The 15998-nt window shown below is 65.0% G+C and carries 15 protein-coding genes; 8 read left to right on the top strand and 7 right to left on the bottom strand.

The genetic code is table 11. The features are described from left to right. Positions 1–55: 55 nt before the first annotated feature. On the top strand, positions 56–1087 hold the full coding sequence (locus ACS8Y6_RS00515) for an aldo/keto reductase (RefSeq protein WP_440854802.1): 1032 nt from the start codon (positions 56–58) through the stop codon (positions 1085–1087). A 77-nt stretch (positions 1088–1164) separates the two neighbouring features. Here ACS8Y6_RS00515 and ACS8Y6_RS00510 read toward each other — a convergent pair whose 3' ends face one another. Next, a complete protein-coding gene (locus ACS8Y6_RS00510; protein ID WP_440854932.1) occupies positions 1165–1881 on the bottom strand; it encodes an MlaA family lipoprotein in 717 nt (238 codons plus the stop codon). A 44-nt stretch (positions 1882–1925) separates the two neighbouring features. Continuing rightward, entirely contained in the window at positions 1926–3254 is a 1329-nt protein-coding gene (locus ACS8Y6_RS00505; RefSeq protein WP_440849582.1) for an alpha/beta hydrolase, read from the bottom strand. A gap of 111 nt (positions 3255–3365) precedes the next feature. Here ACS8Y6_RS00505 and ACS8Y6_RS00500 point away from each other — a divergent pair, with 111 nt between their 5' ends. Beyond that, the gene (locus tag ACS8Y6_RS00500) at positions 3366–4433 is read left to right on the top strand and encodes an NAD(P)/FAD-dependent oxidoreductase (protein ID WP_440849583.1); all 1068 of its coding nucleotides are present in this window, start codon (positions 3366–3368) and stop codon (positions 4431–4433) included. 17 nt (positions 4434–4450) lie between these two features. On the opposite strand, the gene ACS8Y6_RS00495 is transcribed toward ACS8Y6_RS00500, so the two are convergent. From ACS8Y6_RS00495 to ACS8Y6_RS00485, 3 genes are all read right to left on the bottom strand, one after another. After that, positions 4451–5755, bottom strand: coding sequence for an NAD(P)/FAD-dependent oxidoreductase (locus ACS8Y6_RS00495; protein ID WP_440849584.1), 1305 nt, complete (start codon positions 5753–5755; stop codon positions 4451–4453). A gap of 145 nt (positions 5756–5900) precedes the next feature. Beyond that, positions 5901–7832 carry an OPT family oligopeptide transporter gene (locus ACS8Y6_RS00490; protein WP_440849630.1) on the bottom strand — a complete coding sequence of 644 codons (1932 nt, stop codon included), beginning with the start codon at positions 7830–7832 and terminating at the stop codon, positions 5901–5903. A gap of 226 nt (positions 7833–8058) precedes the next feature. Beyond that, positions 8059–8358 carry a hypothetical protein gene (locus tag ACS8Y6_RS00485; RefSeq protein WP_440849585.1) on the bottom strand — a complete coding sequence of 100 codons (300 nt, stop codon included), beginning with the start codon at positions 8356–8358 and terminating at the stop codon, positions 8059–8061. A gap of 191 nt (positions 8359–8549) precedes the next feature. Between ACS8Y6_RS00485 and ACS8Y6_RS00480 the strand changes: the two genes are divergently transcribed. The 4 genes from ACS8Y6_RS00480 to ACS8Y6_RS00465 all read left to right on the top strand — a co-directional run bounded on the left by ACS8Y6_RS00480 (position 8550) and on the right by ACS8Y6_RS00465 (position 11562). Further along, entirely contained in the window at positions 8550–9374 is an 825-nt protein-coding gene (locus tag ACS8Y6_RS00480; protein ID WP_440849586.1) for a transporter substrate-binding domain-containing protein, read from the top strand. 80 nt (positions 9375–9454) lie between these two features. After that, the gene (locus ACS8Y6_RS00475; RefSeq protein WP_440849587.1) at positions 9455–10114 is read left to right on the top strand and encodes an amino acid ABC transporter permease; all 660 of its coding nucleotides are present in this window, start codon (positions 9455–9457) and stop codon (positions 10112–10114) included. A gap of 9 nt (positions 10115–10123) precedes the next feature. Continuing rightward, positions 10124–10909 carry an amino acid ABC transporter ATP-binding protein gene (locus ACS8Y6_RS00470; RefSeq protein WP_440849588.1) on the top strand — a complete coding sequence of 262 codons (786 nt, stop codon included), beginning with the start codon at positions 10124–10126 and terminating at the stop codon, positions 10907–10909. Beyond that, positions 10906–11562, top strand: coding sequence for an amino acid ABC transporter permease (locus tag ACS8Y6_RS00465; protein WP_109992848.1), 657 nt, complete (start codon positions 10906–10908; stop codon positions 11560–11562). Before ACS8Y6_RS00470 ends, ACS8Y6_RS00465 begins: the two co-directional genes overlap by 4 nt. Positions 11563–11647: 85 nt before the next feature. Here ACS8Y6_RS00465 and ACS8Y6_RS00460 read toward each other — a convergent pair whose 3' ends face one another. Continuing rightward, a complete protein-coding gene (locus ACS8Y6_RS00460; RefSeq protein ID WP_440849589.1) occupies positions 11648–12511 on the bottom strand; it encodes a glycine betaine ABC transporter substrate-binding protein in 864 nt (287 codons plus the stop codon). Positions 12512–12712: 201 nt separating this feature from the next. On the opposite strand from ACS8Y6_RS00460, the gene asd reads away from it, so the two are divergent. Next, positions 12713–13828, top strand: coding sequence for an aspartate-semialdehyde dehydrogenase (asd, locus tag ACS8Y6_RS00455; protein WP_109992854.1), 1116 nt, complete (start codon positions 12713–12715; stop codon positions 13826–13828). Positions 13829–14206: 378 nt separating this feature from the next. Then, a complete protein-coding gene (locus tag ACS8Y6_RS00450; RefSeq protein WP_440854801.1) occupies positions 14207–15289 on the top strand; it encodes a threonine aldolase family protein in 1083 nt (360 codons plus the stop codon). Positions 15290–15309: 20 nt separating this feature from the next. On the opposite strand, the gene ACS8Y6_RS00445 is transcribed toward ACS8Y6_RS00450, so the two are convergent. Further along, the gene (locus ACS8Y6_RS00445) at positions 15310–15957 is read right to left on the bottom strand and encodes a hypothetical protein (protein ID WP_440854800.1); all 648 of its coding nucleotides are present in this window, start codon (positions 15955–15957) and stop codon (positions 15310–15312) included. Positions 15958–15998 lie beyond the last annotated feature (41 nt).

Here is a 15998-nt window from a genome sequence, read left to right as displayed (position 1 = left end):
GGACGCAGAGATCAAGCGCCCGCCTCACTTACACCATGCGTATTCGAGGTTTTTTGTGAAATACAACCAATTGGGTCGCACGGGTTTATACGTCTCCGAACTTTGCCTGGGAACCATGACGCTGGGCGGCAACTCTGACGCTGGGCATTGGGCATCGATTGGCACGCTGGGTCGAGAAGAAGCCAATGGCCTGATTGCCTGCGCGCTCGATGCCGGCATCAACTTCATCGACACCGCCGATATCTACTCCTTCGGCGAGTCCGAGCGTCTCGTGGGCCGGGCATTGAAAGATCTCGACGTGCCGCGCAGCAAGATCGTGCTCGCGACAAAAACCGGCGGGGTCATGGGGAGCCAGCCCAATGATCAAGGTGCATCGCGCGGGCATATCATGGATTCGGTGCAGCGCAGCCTGGAGCGGCTGCAGGTGGACCACATCGACCTGTACCAGATTCACGCGAGTGATCCGATCACGCCGATCGAGGAGACGATGCGCGCACTCGACGATCTGACACGCCAAGGGCTGATTCGATATGTCGGCGTATCGAACTGGCATGCCGGCCGGATCGGCAAGGCGCTCGGGCTGAGCGCGGCGCAACACGCCGCCCGCTTTGAAAGCTTGCAAGCCTATTATTCCATCGCCGGACGTGACATCGAGCGCGAGTTGGTGCCGCTGATCACCGAGGAGCAGATGGGACTTCTCGTCTGGTCGCCCTTGGCCGGCGGCTTGCTTTCCGGCAAGTTCGGGCGCGGCGAATCGACCGGAGACAACGCGCGTCGCAACCACTTCGACTTTCCGCCCGTGGATCAAGACAGAGCCTGGGCATGCGTCGAGCAGATGCGGCCCATGGCCGACCAGCGCGGAGTTTCCGTCGCCCGCATCGCGCTCGCCTGGCTGCTTTCACAGCGTCATGTCACAAGCGTCCTTGTCGGTGCGAAACGCTTAGAACAGCTAGAGGACAACATTAGCGCTGTCGATATTCGCCTGACCGCAGACGAGCTCGCTTGTCTTGAAGAGATCAGCCGGCTGCCGCCCCACTATCCGGGCTGGATGGTCGCCCACCAGGACGCCATGAGGAGACCGGGGTGATCCGATTCATGAGTTCGCTTTGGGTCGTAGTCGGCCCAAAGCCGACTGTTCCCATTCCGGGGCTACTTCCCACGGATCTAGTGCGCGACCTGCAACGCCCGATAGTTCATGTAAACCAGCCGTACCAGCGTGTACTCGAAGGGTGAGCCAGTCTGGTAGTAGCGGAAGTTGGTCTGGTCGCGCTTGTTGATCACGTACATCAGGTTGTAGGCCACACTGGCCGGCACGTTGCCGCTGGTCTGCGTCGGATCGAGCACGTACAACAAGCCCTGGTCAGCGGCCAGCCCGGTCGCGTCGCGCACATCGGAGGGGCCGAAGAACGGCAGCACGAGATAGGGCCCGGTACCCACGCCGTAATGGCCGAGGGTCTGGCCGAAATCCTCGTCGCGCTGTTTGAGTCCAAAATGCGTGGCCGGATCGAACAGCCCGCCGATACCGATCGTGGAATTGATCACGAAACGCGATGCGGTCACGGCCGAACTCTTCGGCTTGAGCTGCAGTACGCTGTTGGTGAAGGTCGTGATCTCGCCGATATTGGAAAAGAAATTGGCCACGCCGGTACGCATGAACCCGGGCGTGTAGCGATCGTAGACGTGCACCACCGGCAGAAGGACGTACTCATCGGTCAGCGCGTTGAAGCGATAGACACGACGATTGAATCCCTGCACCGGGTCCGAGATCGCCAGCGGGTTGGCCGTGGTCTGGCTCACCGGCGTGCTGGCGGGCGTCGAATTGTCGATGGTTTTGGGCGGCGGTGTCGAGGCACAGGCCCCCAGAAACAGGCAGAGGGCCATCACCAGGGGCAACGGCCGGCGGAATCGGGCGTGTTGCAAGGCATTCATTGGGTAAAGTAATCCTGCAGCGCGTGAATCGTCTTCTTGTAGCTCAGGTTACCGAGGTGGCCCCCATGTGGCCTGATCCGCGCACGGCCCTTGAAGGTATGGCGCAGGAACTGGACCTCGTCGGCATTCAGGATCGGATCGTCCGCGTTCGTGAACACTTCAATGTGGTCATCGTTGGCCAGAAACGGCGCGATGCGATGCATATCGCCCTCGGCTATCAACTGCGCCTTGCTCACATGCCGGCCGTCGCGATTCCAGTACGGCACCAACAGCTGGTTGATGTAATTGGAAAACGACATCCGGAAGGAACGACGGAAATAGACCCCGAGCGAAGCATAGGGCCCGAGGTTGACGTTCTTCGGCACGATCACGTCGGAATGCGTCAGCACATCGGCGGCGAACGCCATGTTGGCCAGCGACAGCCGGAATGCCAGGCCCACGATGGCGCCGATATCCTTCTTGTCGAAGGCCCCTTTCTCGTAGGCCTGATAAAGCGCATCTTCATTGAAGCGCAAGGGTTTACCGTGGCCTTCGCTCTGCTGGATGTTGCCCAGGACCTGCGCCAGGAACCGGGGCAGCGCATCGAAGCCACCGGGCAGATTCCGTTGCAACAGGTTGTCCATCCGACCGACCGAGGCCCACAGGCTGACCGCGGGGTTGAGCAGCAATACGTGCTGGAAATGAAAAACCTGGCGCTTCTGATCCAGATGGGCGACGAACGCCGCCTCGGTCGCGCCCAGACTCCAGCCTGTCAACGAATATCCGGTAATATCGATATCCCCGGACACATCGTCGCGCACGGCCTGCATCATCCGATACAGATCGGCCACGTCGGTCTTCATGCGCCCCGGCACCGGGTATTTGGCGGCGCCCAGCATGAATGTCACGCTGGTGGGCGACGGCAGGCAGGCCACGCTGTAACCCACCTGATAGAGGGCGCGCGAGAGCAGCACGCATTTGCTCGACAGCGCCGAATCGCCGGTCCCGGCAATCACGAACGCCAGCGGCGCCGGGTGATTCTGGGCGGCCAGCATATACTTCAGCGGGCGGGCATAGCGCAGCGTGGGCGGCGTTTTACGATCGACCAGCGGCTTGAGCCTGCGAATCGACAAATTCGCTTTCTTCGGCAGCTCGGCTTTCAGCCGGTCCGGCGTACCGAGCACCGTGGCCGTCAGCGGGTTCTTGAACGGATAGGGTTTGACATGGGAACCCTGGGCGGCGGCACGATGCGTGCTCGATGATGCCTCCGCTTTAGCCGTCGCGGGCGGGGGGCCGCCCTGTGTGGCGCACCCGGCCAGGGCGGACAAAAGCAGCAGACCGGCCATGAATCGCCGGCATGAGACTGAAAACACGGGCCTACCTGAACGACCTCAAAATTTGCTTCATCATACCGACAACCGGTTCGCCGGGGGGGATGTTATTTCCGAGTATTGCCCATGACCCAGATTCTGATCGTTGGCGCCGGCGTGGCCGGCATGGCCGCCGCCGAGCACCTGACCGCTGCCGGCTATGCGCCGAAGCTGGTCGACAAGGCGGCACGGCCGGGCGGCCGCTGCGCCACACGGCGGATTGCCGCGGAGCTGGACGCCGACTGGTTCGACTACGGCGCGCAGTATTTCACCGTTCGCGATGAGGGATTTCGCGCGCTGGTCGATGCCGACCTCCAGGCCGGGCGTCTCGCGCACTGGTCGCCGGCCATCGCCAGCGCCGAGCGGGTGGCCGGCACCTGGCTGCTGACGCCCTCGCCCGATGATCGCGAACGCCTGATCGGACCGCGCGGACTCAATGCCTGGGTTCGCCAGCGACTGCAGGCCGCCCGCCTCGAGGTCGCAACCGAGCGCCAGGTTCAGCGGATTATCGCCGAGCGCGGGCGCTGGCGCATCGACTACGCCGACGGCAGCGCCGAGTGGGCCGACGTCGTCGTCTGCACCCCGCCAGCGGTACAAACCGCTGCGCTGCTCGGGCCGCGCGCCGTGGGTATCGATGCGCTGGCGCACCCGGAGGCCGCCCTCGCGGCCTGTCATTCCGTGGTGGTACGTGCGCCGGCCCTGCCCGAACGCCAGGCGATCTTCTTCAAATCGGGCCTGCTGTCCTGGGTGGCCGACAATACACACAAGGCCGGGCGCAGCGGCGAGCGCCATCTCTGGACGCTGCACGCGGATGCACAATTCAGCGAATCCCACATCGAAACACCCACCGCGGAACTGGCAGACGCGCTGATCTCGGAATTCGCGGCCGCGACCGCGCAGCGCGCCAGCGACATGGAAATCGTGCGCACCCATCGCTGGCGTTACGCCCGGCCGGGCCCGGGCGCCCCGGATGCCGACGACCTGTGCTGGACCGATACCGCGGCCGGGCTGGCGATCGCCGGCGACTGGCTCGCCGGCGGCCGCATCGAAGGCGCCTGGCTGTCGGGCCGCGAAGCCGCCCGGCGCTTGATCGCGGCCTACGCGCTCGGCAACTCGCCGGGCCGCGACAAGCCGGGCCCGAATCGGCCCGGATAAACCCACACCGGGTCTCGCTAATGCAGCTTCAGACGAGGTCGAAGCACACTGTTGAGGCCATCCACGACCGCCTTGAGCGTGGTCTTGAAGATGCCGTGGATGGCCCGCTGGTGCATCCGGTACAGCGACACATAGAACATCTTGGCCAGCTTGCCTTCGATGAACAGGCTGCGCCCGGCGGCACGTCCGCGCATCAGGCTGCCCACGGCATCGAAATGCGCCAACGAGATCAACGAGCCGAAATCACGGTATTTGAACGGTTTCGGCGACTTGCCCTCGATCGTGGCCAGCAGATTGTGGTAGACGGTGCTTGCCATCTGATGCGCCGACTGGGCGCGCGGCGGCACCCATTTGTCCTCGCCCATCGGGCAGGCGGCGCAGTCGCCGATGGCAAAGATGCGTTCATCGTCGATACTCACCAGCGTATCGCGCACCCGGATCTGATTATTGGGTCGCGTGGTCAGCCCCAGCTCCGAGAGAACCGAGGCGCCGCGCACCCCGGCGGCCCAGACGGTCAGATCGGCATCGATACGCTCGCCGGCCTTGGTCAGGAAGCCGCTGTCATCGGCCTGGGTGATCATGGTCTCGGTGTGAATCGTCACCCCCAGATTGTCCAGCTGGCCGGCCACCGAGCGGCTGATCCGCTCCGGCAACGCCGGCAGGATCCGCGGCGCCGCCTCGATCAGGTGCACATCGAGTTGCTCGCGATCGATCTTCGAATAGCCGTAGGACGAGAGCATGTCGGTGGCAGACAACAGCTCGGCCGACAATTCCACGCCCGTGGCGCCGCCCCCCACGATCGCGATCGAAAGCTGGGACGCATGCCCGGGCCCGCCGTCGCTATGGCGCAGGAATGTATTGAGCAACGCGCGCCGGAAGGTTTCGGCCTGGCGCGTACTGTCGAGGAAATAACAATGATCGGCCACCCCCGGCGTGCCGAAATCGTTCGACACACTACCGATGGCCAGTACGAGATAATCGTAGGCCAGTTCGCGCTCGGCCAGGATCTGCGTGCCGTCCTCATCGTGAATCGGCGCCAGGCGAACCCGGCGTTCGGCGCGATCGATGCCAGTCATCGCGCCCAGCTGGTAACGGTAGCCGTGGGTGCGCGCATGCGCCGGATAGGACACTTCGTCCAGGCTCTGGTCCAGCGCGCCGGTCGCGACCTCATGCAACAACGGTTTCCAGATATGCGTCGGATTGGCATCGACCAGGGTCACGTCGGCCTTGCCGCGACGGCCGAGCTTGCGCCCCAGCCGCGTGACCAGTTCCAGGCCGCCGGCGCCGCCGCCGACGACAACAATGCGCGGTGTATCGGACATATCGCTGTCGTTCCTCCGGGCCGGCACGATCAAGCACCGACAGAACCAGGCCCGAGCCACTTTCCATGACGCGGTTACTCAAGCGCATCATACTTTAGCCTAATAACCGGCGCCGAACGCCGGTGCCGTCCCGGCAGAGACCCGATCAGTCGCGCACACGCCGCATGGTGGCCCGATACAGCGCAGCGGTGACGATAAAGAACACGACAGTGCCGAGCACCAGCGCGGTCGGCGCAAACCCGGGCCCAACCACGGCCAGCGGAGAATCGGTGCCGCTGCCCGCCACGATGCCGGCGAACACCACACCGAACAGGCTCTCGCCGACAATCATCCCGGTCGCGGTCAGCACGCCCAGCCGCTTGGCGAATTCCGCGTTCTGCCGACGCGCGGCCCAGCGATCGTAGAACCGCCCGATCACCGCGCCGACTACCACCGGCAGCGTCACACTCATCGGCAGATACACGCCGATGCCGATCGCCAGCGGGGGCAAGCGCATACGGCCGGTGCGTTCGAGCACCTCGTCGACCGCCACCGCGAGCACACCGATGCCGGCGCCCAGCCCGATCATGCCCCAGTTGAGATTGCCGCCCAGCACGCCCTTGGCCAGCGATGAAATCAGCGCGGCCTGGGGCGCCGGCAGGGCATTGGCCGTCGCATTCGCCGCCCCGGCGAACCCGAAGGCCGTATTGAGCAGCTCCATCACCGGCGGGATCACGAGCGAACCGAAGGCCACGCCGAACACCAGCGCCACCTGCTGTTTCCACGGCGTCGCCCCGACCAGTTGGCCGGTCTTGAGATCCTGCATATTGTCGTTGGAAATGGTGGCCACGCCGAACACCACGCCGGTCACGATCAGCCCGTAGGCCACCAGCGCCTGCGTGGTCGCCGGCGCGTGATCACGCCCGAACAGACCCACCAGCAACAACGAGGCCGCCACGATCGAGAGAATGCCGATGCCCGAAATCGGGCTGTTCGACGAGCCGATCAGCCCGGCCATATAGCCCGAAACGGCGGCGATGATCAGCCCGGCCACCACCACGAACACGAGCGAGCCCGCGATCAACGGCACGGCGGCCGGGGCCAGCGCGCCGCCGGCGATCAGCACCCAGAACAGCACGCCGATCGGCACCAGCGTGGCCAGCGCGACGGCGCCGACGATGCCGATGGGTATGTCGCGTTCCTCGACCGGGCGTTCGCCGCCGGCACGCACCGCGGACGAGGCCGCCAGGGCCGAACGGATGCCGGCCAGCACCGGGCCGATGATGCGCAGCAGCGTCCAGATCGCAGCCACTCCGATCACCCCGGCGCCGAGGAAACGCACGTCGGCGGAAAATACGGTGTGTGCGATGTGTGCCGGCGAACCGGTAACGGCACTCATGGCGGTGAGCAGCGGCAGCGCCACCCACCAGCCGATGACCAGGCCGACCAGCATGGCCATGCCCACCGACAGCCCCACCAGATGGCCGGCACCGAGCAGCGCGAACGAGAGACTGCCGGAAATGCCGGTGGCGCCGCCGGCGCCGGTGCGGAACCACAGCGACGCCTCGCCGGCCACGAGTTTCATCTGGGCGGCCAGCGCGAACGCCGCCGAGGCCAGGCCGTTGACCGCGATTACCGCCAGCCCGGCCGTGCTCTCGGCCGCGCCTTCGCGCGAGCCGGCGCCGACCCTGAGCACCTCGGCCGCCGCCCGGCCTTCCGGATAGGGCAGATCGGTATCGACCACCAGCGCTCGCCGCAGCGGTACCGAGAACATCACGCCGAGCAGCCCGCCCGTGGCGCAGATCACGGCCGTGGTGACGAAATCGAAGCCCTGCCACCAGCCGATCATCACCAGCCCGGGCAGCACGAAGATGATCGCCGACAGGGTGCCGGCGGCCGAGGCCACCGTCTGGACGATGTTGTTTTCCAGAATCGTCGAATCCGAAAACACCCGCAGCACCGCCATCGAGATCACGGCGGCGGGAATCGAGGTGGCGAACGTCAGACCGACCTTCAAGCCGAGATAGACGTTGGCCGCGGTGAAGAACAAGGTAATCAAGCCGCCCAGGAGAATACCCCGGACGGTCAGCTCGGCCATGCCCGAGCGCTGGCTGGTCGTACGACGCACGCTGCCCCCAAGAGACGTTGTTTCCCTACGCCACGCGGGCGTGATTCGCCCAGTGTAGCGCGTCACGACACCGGTACGATCCGGCTATTCAATCGGGCCAACCGCACCCGCCGGCCGATGCCGGCGCACCTGAAACACGCCAGCCGATACGCGATGGTCACACAGCGCCGGCGTCAGGGCGCCCGTCAGCCCACGGCTAGTCCGACGGCTCCGCCAGATCCATGCCATGCAGGGCCCGGGCGCCACGATCATTACCGGCCGCGCGTTGCTGAGTCTGCAGCGAATAGACCAGCGCGCAGCATTGCGCGAGCGTCAGGCAGACAAGCAACGCAATCCCGACCCGTGTCTGTCGCGACGCATCCCGGCTGGCCTCCTCGTCGGGCAAATCCTGATACGCTTTGGCGTGAAGCACGCGACGCGCCGGCACGATCAGGTTAAGCAGCACAACAGCGACCAGCGGCAAATAAGCGATGGTCGATAACAGCAGCAAGCCCAAAACGCCTCCCCAGCCGATGTGATCCGGGCAAGTAACTAATCAGACTTCGCCGTGCGGGACAACGATCCATCGTTGCAATGGCTGAATCTCCGATCGCGGTATGCTTCAATAAGCGGTCGCCGCCGCGATTTCGGGTAGTCGCCGGCAGGGCCTGGGTGGATTTCTTCTTTTTTTAAAAACCGGAACTTGCGATGCGCCTGATCTGTATTCTCTCGATCGCGCTGGCCGCGATGCTGGGCTCCACGGCCGCGCTGGCCAAAACCTATATCGCCGGCGTGGAACCGTCCTTCCCGCCGTGGGCCGCGGTCGATCACGGTCAGGTGGTCGGCATTGCGCCGGACGCCGTACGGGCCATCGCCAAGCAACAGGGTTTCGACGTCAAGTTTCGCTCGATGTCGTTCTCGTCGCTGATCCCGGCACTCAAGGCCGGCAAGATCGACATGCTGGTCACGGGGCTGACCGTCACGCCCCGGCGCGCGCAGCAGATCGACTTCACCGTGCCCTGGTGGCAGATCAAGCTCGATGTGCTGGTGCCGGCCGACTCCAGACTCACCGCCCAAACGGCGCTGTCGGGCGGCCACACGGTGGGTGTGCAGACCGGCACCACCAACTACGACTATCTGAAGAATCAGATCGTGGACAAGGGCGGCGACATCCATATCAAGACCTATGAACAGGGCACCACCGCCCTGCAGGACTTGCTGATCGGGCGTATCGACGCCCAGTTCCTGGACGACGATACCGCCCGGAAGTTCGTCGCCGACAACCCGGGCAAGGTCAAGATCGCCGGCGAGATCAGCCCCAAGCCGCCGCAGGTGTATGCCATTGGCGTGAAGAAGGGCAACACGGCGCTGTTGAAGAAGCTCAATGCCGGCGAAGTGGCGATCTACAAGTCCGGCGAATGGGCCCGGATCGTCCACAAGTACATGCCGAGCGCGAAGATCACGCCGGTGCCGGGCCCGATGCCGGCCAGCATCCCCTCTTATCACAAGCCGATTCCCGGTTTGTCGCAGTAAGCCTCCAGCCATGAACGGGCCGGCGGTCGCCCACCGCGATCGCCGGCTTTTTTGATTCGATTGCGCGCGCCGTCACGCCGATGATCTATCAGGCCCTCTGGCAAAATCTGCCCTACCTCGCCGAAGGCGCGGCGGTCACGGTTGCCCTGGCCGTGGCGCTGCTCGCGATCGGCGTGGTGGTGGGCACGGCCCTCGGGCTGGCGCAGAGCTATAGCCACTGGACGTTGCGTGTCGGCGCCACGCTCGTCGAGCGCCTGTTCCGCGCGATACCGGCGGTCGTGTTGCTGTTCCTGTTCTACTACGGCATTTCCGGGTTCTACGATATTTCGTCGTTCGCGGCCGCCGCGCTTGCGCTGGGCCTGCGTTCGGCCGCCTATCAATCGCAGATCGTGCGCGGCGCGATCGCCTCGGTGCCATCCGGGCAGATGGCCGCGGCCCGTGCCATAGGGCTGACCCGGCGCGCGGCCATCGTACACATCGTGCTGCCACAGGCGATGCGCCAGGCGCTCGGCCCCTGGACCAACGAGGCGCTGTCGGAACTCAAGGACACCTCGCTGGCCTACACCATCGGCGTGGTCGAGTTGATGCGTCAGGCCGACTACATCGTATCCGCCAACTACGGCCATACACTGGCGGTCTACTCGGCCGCCGCCGCCGTTTATCTCGTGCTCTCGCTCACCGCGACCTGGGGCCTGTCGCGGCTCGATCGCCGTCTGCGCGTGCCCGGTTTCGCCCACTAGCCGTCCGCCATGACTGTATCCGCCACGCACCTGATGCGGGTTTCGCATCTGACCAAACGCTTCGGCGAGCATACCGTGCTCGACGACGTGTCGCTCGACGTCACCGCCGGCGAGGTCAAGGGCGTCATCGGCCCGTCCGGGGCCGGCAAATCGACGCTGATCCGTTGCCTGAACGGCCTGGAACCGATCGATGCGGGCGAGATCTGGCTCGATGACACCGAGCTCACGGCGAGAAAAGCCGACCTGGACGCCCTGCGTTCGCGCATCGGCTTCGTGTTCCAGGACTTCAACCTGTTCACCCACCTGACCGTGGCCGACAATCTCATGCTCGGGCTGCGCCGGGTGCGCGGCTTCAAGCGCGCCGAGGCCGAGACCATCGCCCGGCGCGAGCTCGAGCGCGTCGGCCTGGCCCCGAAATGGCAGGCCTTTCCGGCGGAGCTGTCCGGCGGTCAGCAGCAGCGTGTTTCGATCGCGCGGGCACTGGCCATGCAGCCGGAACTGATGCTGTTCGACGAACCCACCTCCGCACTCGACCCGGAATCGGTGGGCAGCGTGCTGCGGGTGATGCGCGAACTCGTGGCCGAAGGCATGACCATGATCATCGTCTCGCACGAGATGGCCTTCATCGAGGCCGTGGCCGACGACGTGCTGTTCATGGCCGAGGGCCGCGTGGTGGAAGAAGGCCCGGCCCGCCAGATCTTCCACGAAGCGCGCGAACAACGCACCCGCGACTTCATCGACGGCATCGCCGCCGCGCTGGTCGGCGAGGCCGACGACACCGGGCGGGCGCGATGAGTGGCTGGTTCGCCTTCGCCTGGGCGAATCTGCCGGCCTTGCTGCACGGCACCGGCTACACGCTGGCGATCTGGGCGGTGGCGATGATCGGCGGGTTTATCGCCGGCTGGATTCTGGCCGTGGCCCGGGTCTACGGCGACCCGGTCTCGCGCGCGCTGGCCACGGGCTATATCGAACTCATCCGCGGCACGCCGCTGCTGGTGCAGATGTTCATCGTCTATCAGGGGCTGCCGCAGGTGGGGATCGTGTTCGCGCCGCTCACCGCGGCGATGGTCGCGATCGGCATCAACACCGCCGCCTACCAGGCCGAGTATTTCCGCGCCGGCATTCGCGCGGTACGCCCGGGCCAGCTCGCCGCCGGACGCGCGATCGGGCTGACCCGGATGCAAACCATCGGTCACATCGTGTTGCCGCAGGCCTGGCGCATCGCCCTGCCGCAGTGGTCCAACGAAGTCATCATCGAACTGAAATACACTTCGGTGGCATTCGCCATCAGCGTGCCCGAACTCATGGGCCAGGCGAAGATGATCGGGGCCGACAGCTTCAAGTATTTCCAGATCTTTCTGGTCGCCGCGCTGATCTATCTGGTACTGGTCAGCGCGATCACGCTGGTACTCGATCAGGTCGAGCGGCGCTACGCGCTGCGGCAATGAACCGACCGTGAATACAGACGCCGGTCGCTTCGGCGACCGGCGTTCGCCAGGTCACATGGTCGCGAAGATGGTCAGCACACCGCGCTCACGACTGGCCGAGCCATTGCTTCACTGTATCGGCATGCTGCGCGATGAAGCGCTTGGCCGCCGCCTCGTAGGACGTCTTGTTGGCATCGGCCAGCAAGGCATTGGTGGTGTCCAGATCAAAATGCATCCGCGACAGGAAGGCCGCGATCTGCGGCTTGTTCTTCTTGATCGACGGATTGGCGATGGTCACGACGTGCTCCTCGCCGCCCAGCGCTTTTTTCGGATCCTTGAGATAGCGCAGGTGGAAGCGTTCCCATATCCAGTGCGGGCTCCAGGCCGTCACCACGATCCAACGGTGATTGTCGATCGCACGCTTGAGCGCCGCGGTCATGGCCGGGCTGCTGGCCGTGATCAGGCGCATGTTGTCCAGCCCGTATGTCTTCAGGGCCTGGTGCGATAGCCGCATTTCCCCGGCGCCCGCCGAAATACCCTGGATTCGGCCACCCAACTTCTTGGCGACTGCCGGCTTCTTGAGATCGTTAATGCTGTTCAGCTGATCTTTGGGCACATAGCTCGGCACCGCCCAGCCGAGACGAGCCCCATTGTAGAGAACGCCGAGCGTATCGACCCGGTCCTTGACGCGCTTCATGTAGGCGGCGTGCGTCTTGGGCAGCCAGGCGGCGAGGAACACGCTGTTCTTGTTGCGCGCGGTCCCCAGAAACGACACCCCAACCGACACCTGCTTCAGCTCGACCGTGGTGTTGTAATGCTCCTGGATCAGATCACGCGCGATACGGCTCATCGCCTCGTCGGCAGCGTAATTGTCGGTATAGATCGTGATCGGCGCATGGGCCGCCAGCGCGGTGCCACTGGCCGTCAAGGTCACGAGCAAAGCCACGGCGAGGCCGCGGAGGCGGCGCATTTTAACGTGCATTCGTTGGTACTCCCCTTATCAAACGAGCTTCAAGCATGGCCAGAACACGCGCCGCCTGCAACGCGGCCGGGTCGCCCCCTTCCGCGTTGCGGACCGACAGCGCAATTCGCGGCGGATTCGGCGAAACCCCCGGTCCGCGTTAAACTGATGCACTAAACGACTCAACCCGACGACGATCGAGGTAATACAATGTTGAAAGTCGGTTTCGTGGGCTGGCGCGGCATGGTGGGCTCGGTCCTCATGCAACGCATGCTGGCCGACAACGACTACGAGGGGCTGGAACCAGTCTTCTTTTCCACCTCTCAGGCCGGCCAGCCCGGCCCGGATATCGGCCGCGACGTACCGGCCCTGGCCGACGCCAAAGACATCGCTGCCTTGGCCGAGATGGACGTGATCGTGACCTGCCAGGGCGGCGATTACACCGGCGAGGTGTACGGCCCGCTGCGCGATTCCGGTTGGAACGGCTACTGGATCGATGCCGCCAGCAAGCTGCGCATGGCCGACGATTCGACCATCGTGCTCGATCCGGTCAACCGCGACGTGATCGATGCCGAGCTGGAAAAAGGCACCAAAACCTTCTGCGGTGGCAATTGCACGGTCAGCCTGATGCTCATGAGCCTGGGCGGGCTGTTCGAGCGCGACCTGATCGAGTGGATGTCAGCGATGACCTATCAGGCCGCCTCCGGCTCGGGGGCGACCCACATGCGCGAGCTGCTCAACCAGATGGGCGCGCTGCACGACGCGGTCAAGCCCCAGCTCGACACGCCGTCCTCCGCGATTCTCGACATCGACCGCGACGTCACCGCCACCATGCGCGGCGCAGATTTCCCGGTCGAACAGTTTGGATATCCGCTGGCCGGCTCGGCCCTGCCCTGGATCGACGCGCCGATGGAATCCGGCCAGTCCAAAGAGGAATGGAAGGCCGGGGCCGAATCCAACAAGATTCTCGGTCGCCAGGATCAGCCGATCCCGATGGACGGCCTGTGCGTGCGCATCGGCTCCATGCGCTGCCATGCCCAGGCGTTCACCATCAAGCTCAAGCGCGACATCCCCACGGCCGAGATCGAGCAGATGCTGGCCGACCACAACGAATGGGTGAAGGTCGTGCCCAACGACAAGGACGCCACGCTCGAGCATCTCACCGCGGCGGCCGTGTCCGGCACACTGACCGTACCGGTCGGACGCATCCGCAAACTGGCCATGGGCGGCGAATATCTCACCGCCTACACCGTGGGCGACCAACTGCTCTGGGGCGCAGCCGAGCCGCTCAAGCGCATGCTGGCCATCATTCGCGGCCAGATCTGATCGCGACGACGCCATCGCCGATGCCGGGCACAGCCGGCATCGCACCGTCATGCAACGCCGCCCGCGAGGCGGCGTTTTTGCATGGTTTTCCCGGGGGCAGTGATCGTGGCATAGGCACACGCGGCCACGGCGTCAGTGACGCTGCACGGCACACGGCAACGCAGGGCCGGCCGCAGGCACGCAACAAACCTCGGCGCGCCCCAGAGTAATGCGGGTGTAAGATGCGCAACACAGTCTGAACGCGCGGCCCTGCCATCGCCGTCACAGTCGCACGATGCCTGCTTGCCATCGAAGACAACGGCCGGCACGGACGCCTCACGAAGCAACCGTGCCGTCTTGCGATACGCGGCTGAAGCGCCCAGGAACCGAGGTTTGCGCATGTCCACAACCAAGACCGCTACAACGTTGGCCGAAGACGACGCCGGCATGCCCCGTTTTCTGGCCAGCGACAACACATCCGGGATCTGTCCCGAGGCGATGGATTATCTGCATCGTGCCAATGCGGCCGACGATCTGGCCTATGGCAACGACCGCTGGACCGCCGAAGCCAGCGATGCATTTCGCGATCTGTTCGAGACCGATTGCGAAGTGTTCTTCGTGTTCAACGGCACGGCGGCGAATTCGCTGGTGCTGGCGTCGCTGTGCCAGTCGTATCACAGCGTGATCTGTCACCAGCTGGCGCATATCGAGACCGATGAATGCGGCGGCCCCGAGTTCTTCTCCAACGGTTCCAAGCTGCTGACCGTACCGGGCGACTCCGGTCGCATCACGCCCGGCGGCATCGAAACCACCGTGACCAGGCGCGGCGACATTCACTACCCGCGCCCGCGGGTGGTCTCGCTGACGCAGGCCACTGAGGTCGGCACCGTCTACGACCTGGAACAACTGCGCGCGATCCGCGAGGTCGCCGACCACCACGACCTGCGCGTGCACATGGATGGCGCCCGGTTTGCCAACGCCTGCGCCGGGCTGGATGTCTCGCCGGCCGAGCTGACCTGGCGCGCCGGTGTCGATGTCTTGTGCTTCTCCGGCACCAAGAACGGCCTGGCCTTCGGCGAGGCCGTGATCTTCTTCGACAAGCGCCTCGCGCTGGATTTCGAATACCGCTGCAAGCAGGCCGGCCAGCTGGCCTCGAAGATGCGTTACCTGGCCGCCCCCTGGCTTGGCCTGCTGGAAACCGGCGCCTGGCTGTCCAACGCGCGCCACGCCAACGCCATGGCCCGGCGCCTGGCCGACGGCGTGGCCGATCTGGCGGACGTGAAGCTGATGTTCGATGTCCAGGCCAACAGCGTGTTCCTGGAGATGCCGGCGGCCTTGCAGAACGCGCTGCGGGCCCGCCACTGGACGTTCTATACCTTCATCGGCGAGGGCGGCGTGCGTTTCGTCTGCAGCTGGAATACCACGCCCGAGCTGATCGATTCGCTGGTCGACGATATCCATCAGGCCGTCGCGGCGGCCTGATGCGCACCCGAGCCCGGGGGCTATTGCCGCCCCTCGATGGCGGCCAGCAGCACGGCCATGGCGATCGTCAGACGCCGGTCGACCGCGCCGCTCTCGCCCGGCGACAGGTCGATGTCGAGCTTGTAGATGAACGGATTGAAGTGCTGGCGAAAATGCGCGACGGGCCGGTCGTGCCGGGTCAGCGCGTAGTGCTGCGGAAAGAAGTAGCCGAGCAGCCCCACCAGTGGTATTTCGCCGGCGAACTCGATCAGCCGGCGCAACAGCGACTTGCCGAGCGAATCCTCGGTCAGCTCCGCCAGGGGCTGGCCGGCGGCATCCAGCATCTGCCAATGATCGCGCACGAAGGTCGAGCGCAGACCCGAGCGGCGCAGGGTGCCGATACGCGCCTGCGCGCGGCTGTCCTCGATGTCGTAGGCGCCGGAGAAATCAAAGATGCTATCGATCCGGATACGCAGGACTTCGTCGCGCCGGCCGGCATCGGCATAGACCCGAATATCCTCCTTCAACCGGAAGCGCTTCATCTCGGCGTACAGGCACAGGTGGCCCCGGCTGTCTTGCAGTTCGTAAGCGCCGCCGAACAACCGGAAGAAGCGGCTTCGCAGAACATAGCGCGTGGCCTGCAGGGGATCGGCCGTGGCGACGGCTGAACGGGGCTCGGCATGGCGCATACAGGCTCCGGAACGAGTCGGGCCTGCAATTGTGCCCGAAC

The sequence above is a fragment of the Salinisphaera sp. RV14 genome (assembly GCF_052044135.1).
Lineage (GTDB): Bacteria > Pseudomonadota > Gammaproteobacteria > Nevskiales > Salinisphaeraceae > Salinisphaera.
This window is presented reverse-complemented; position numbering and strand designations above follow the sequence as displayed.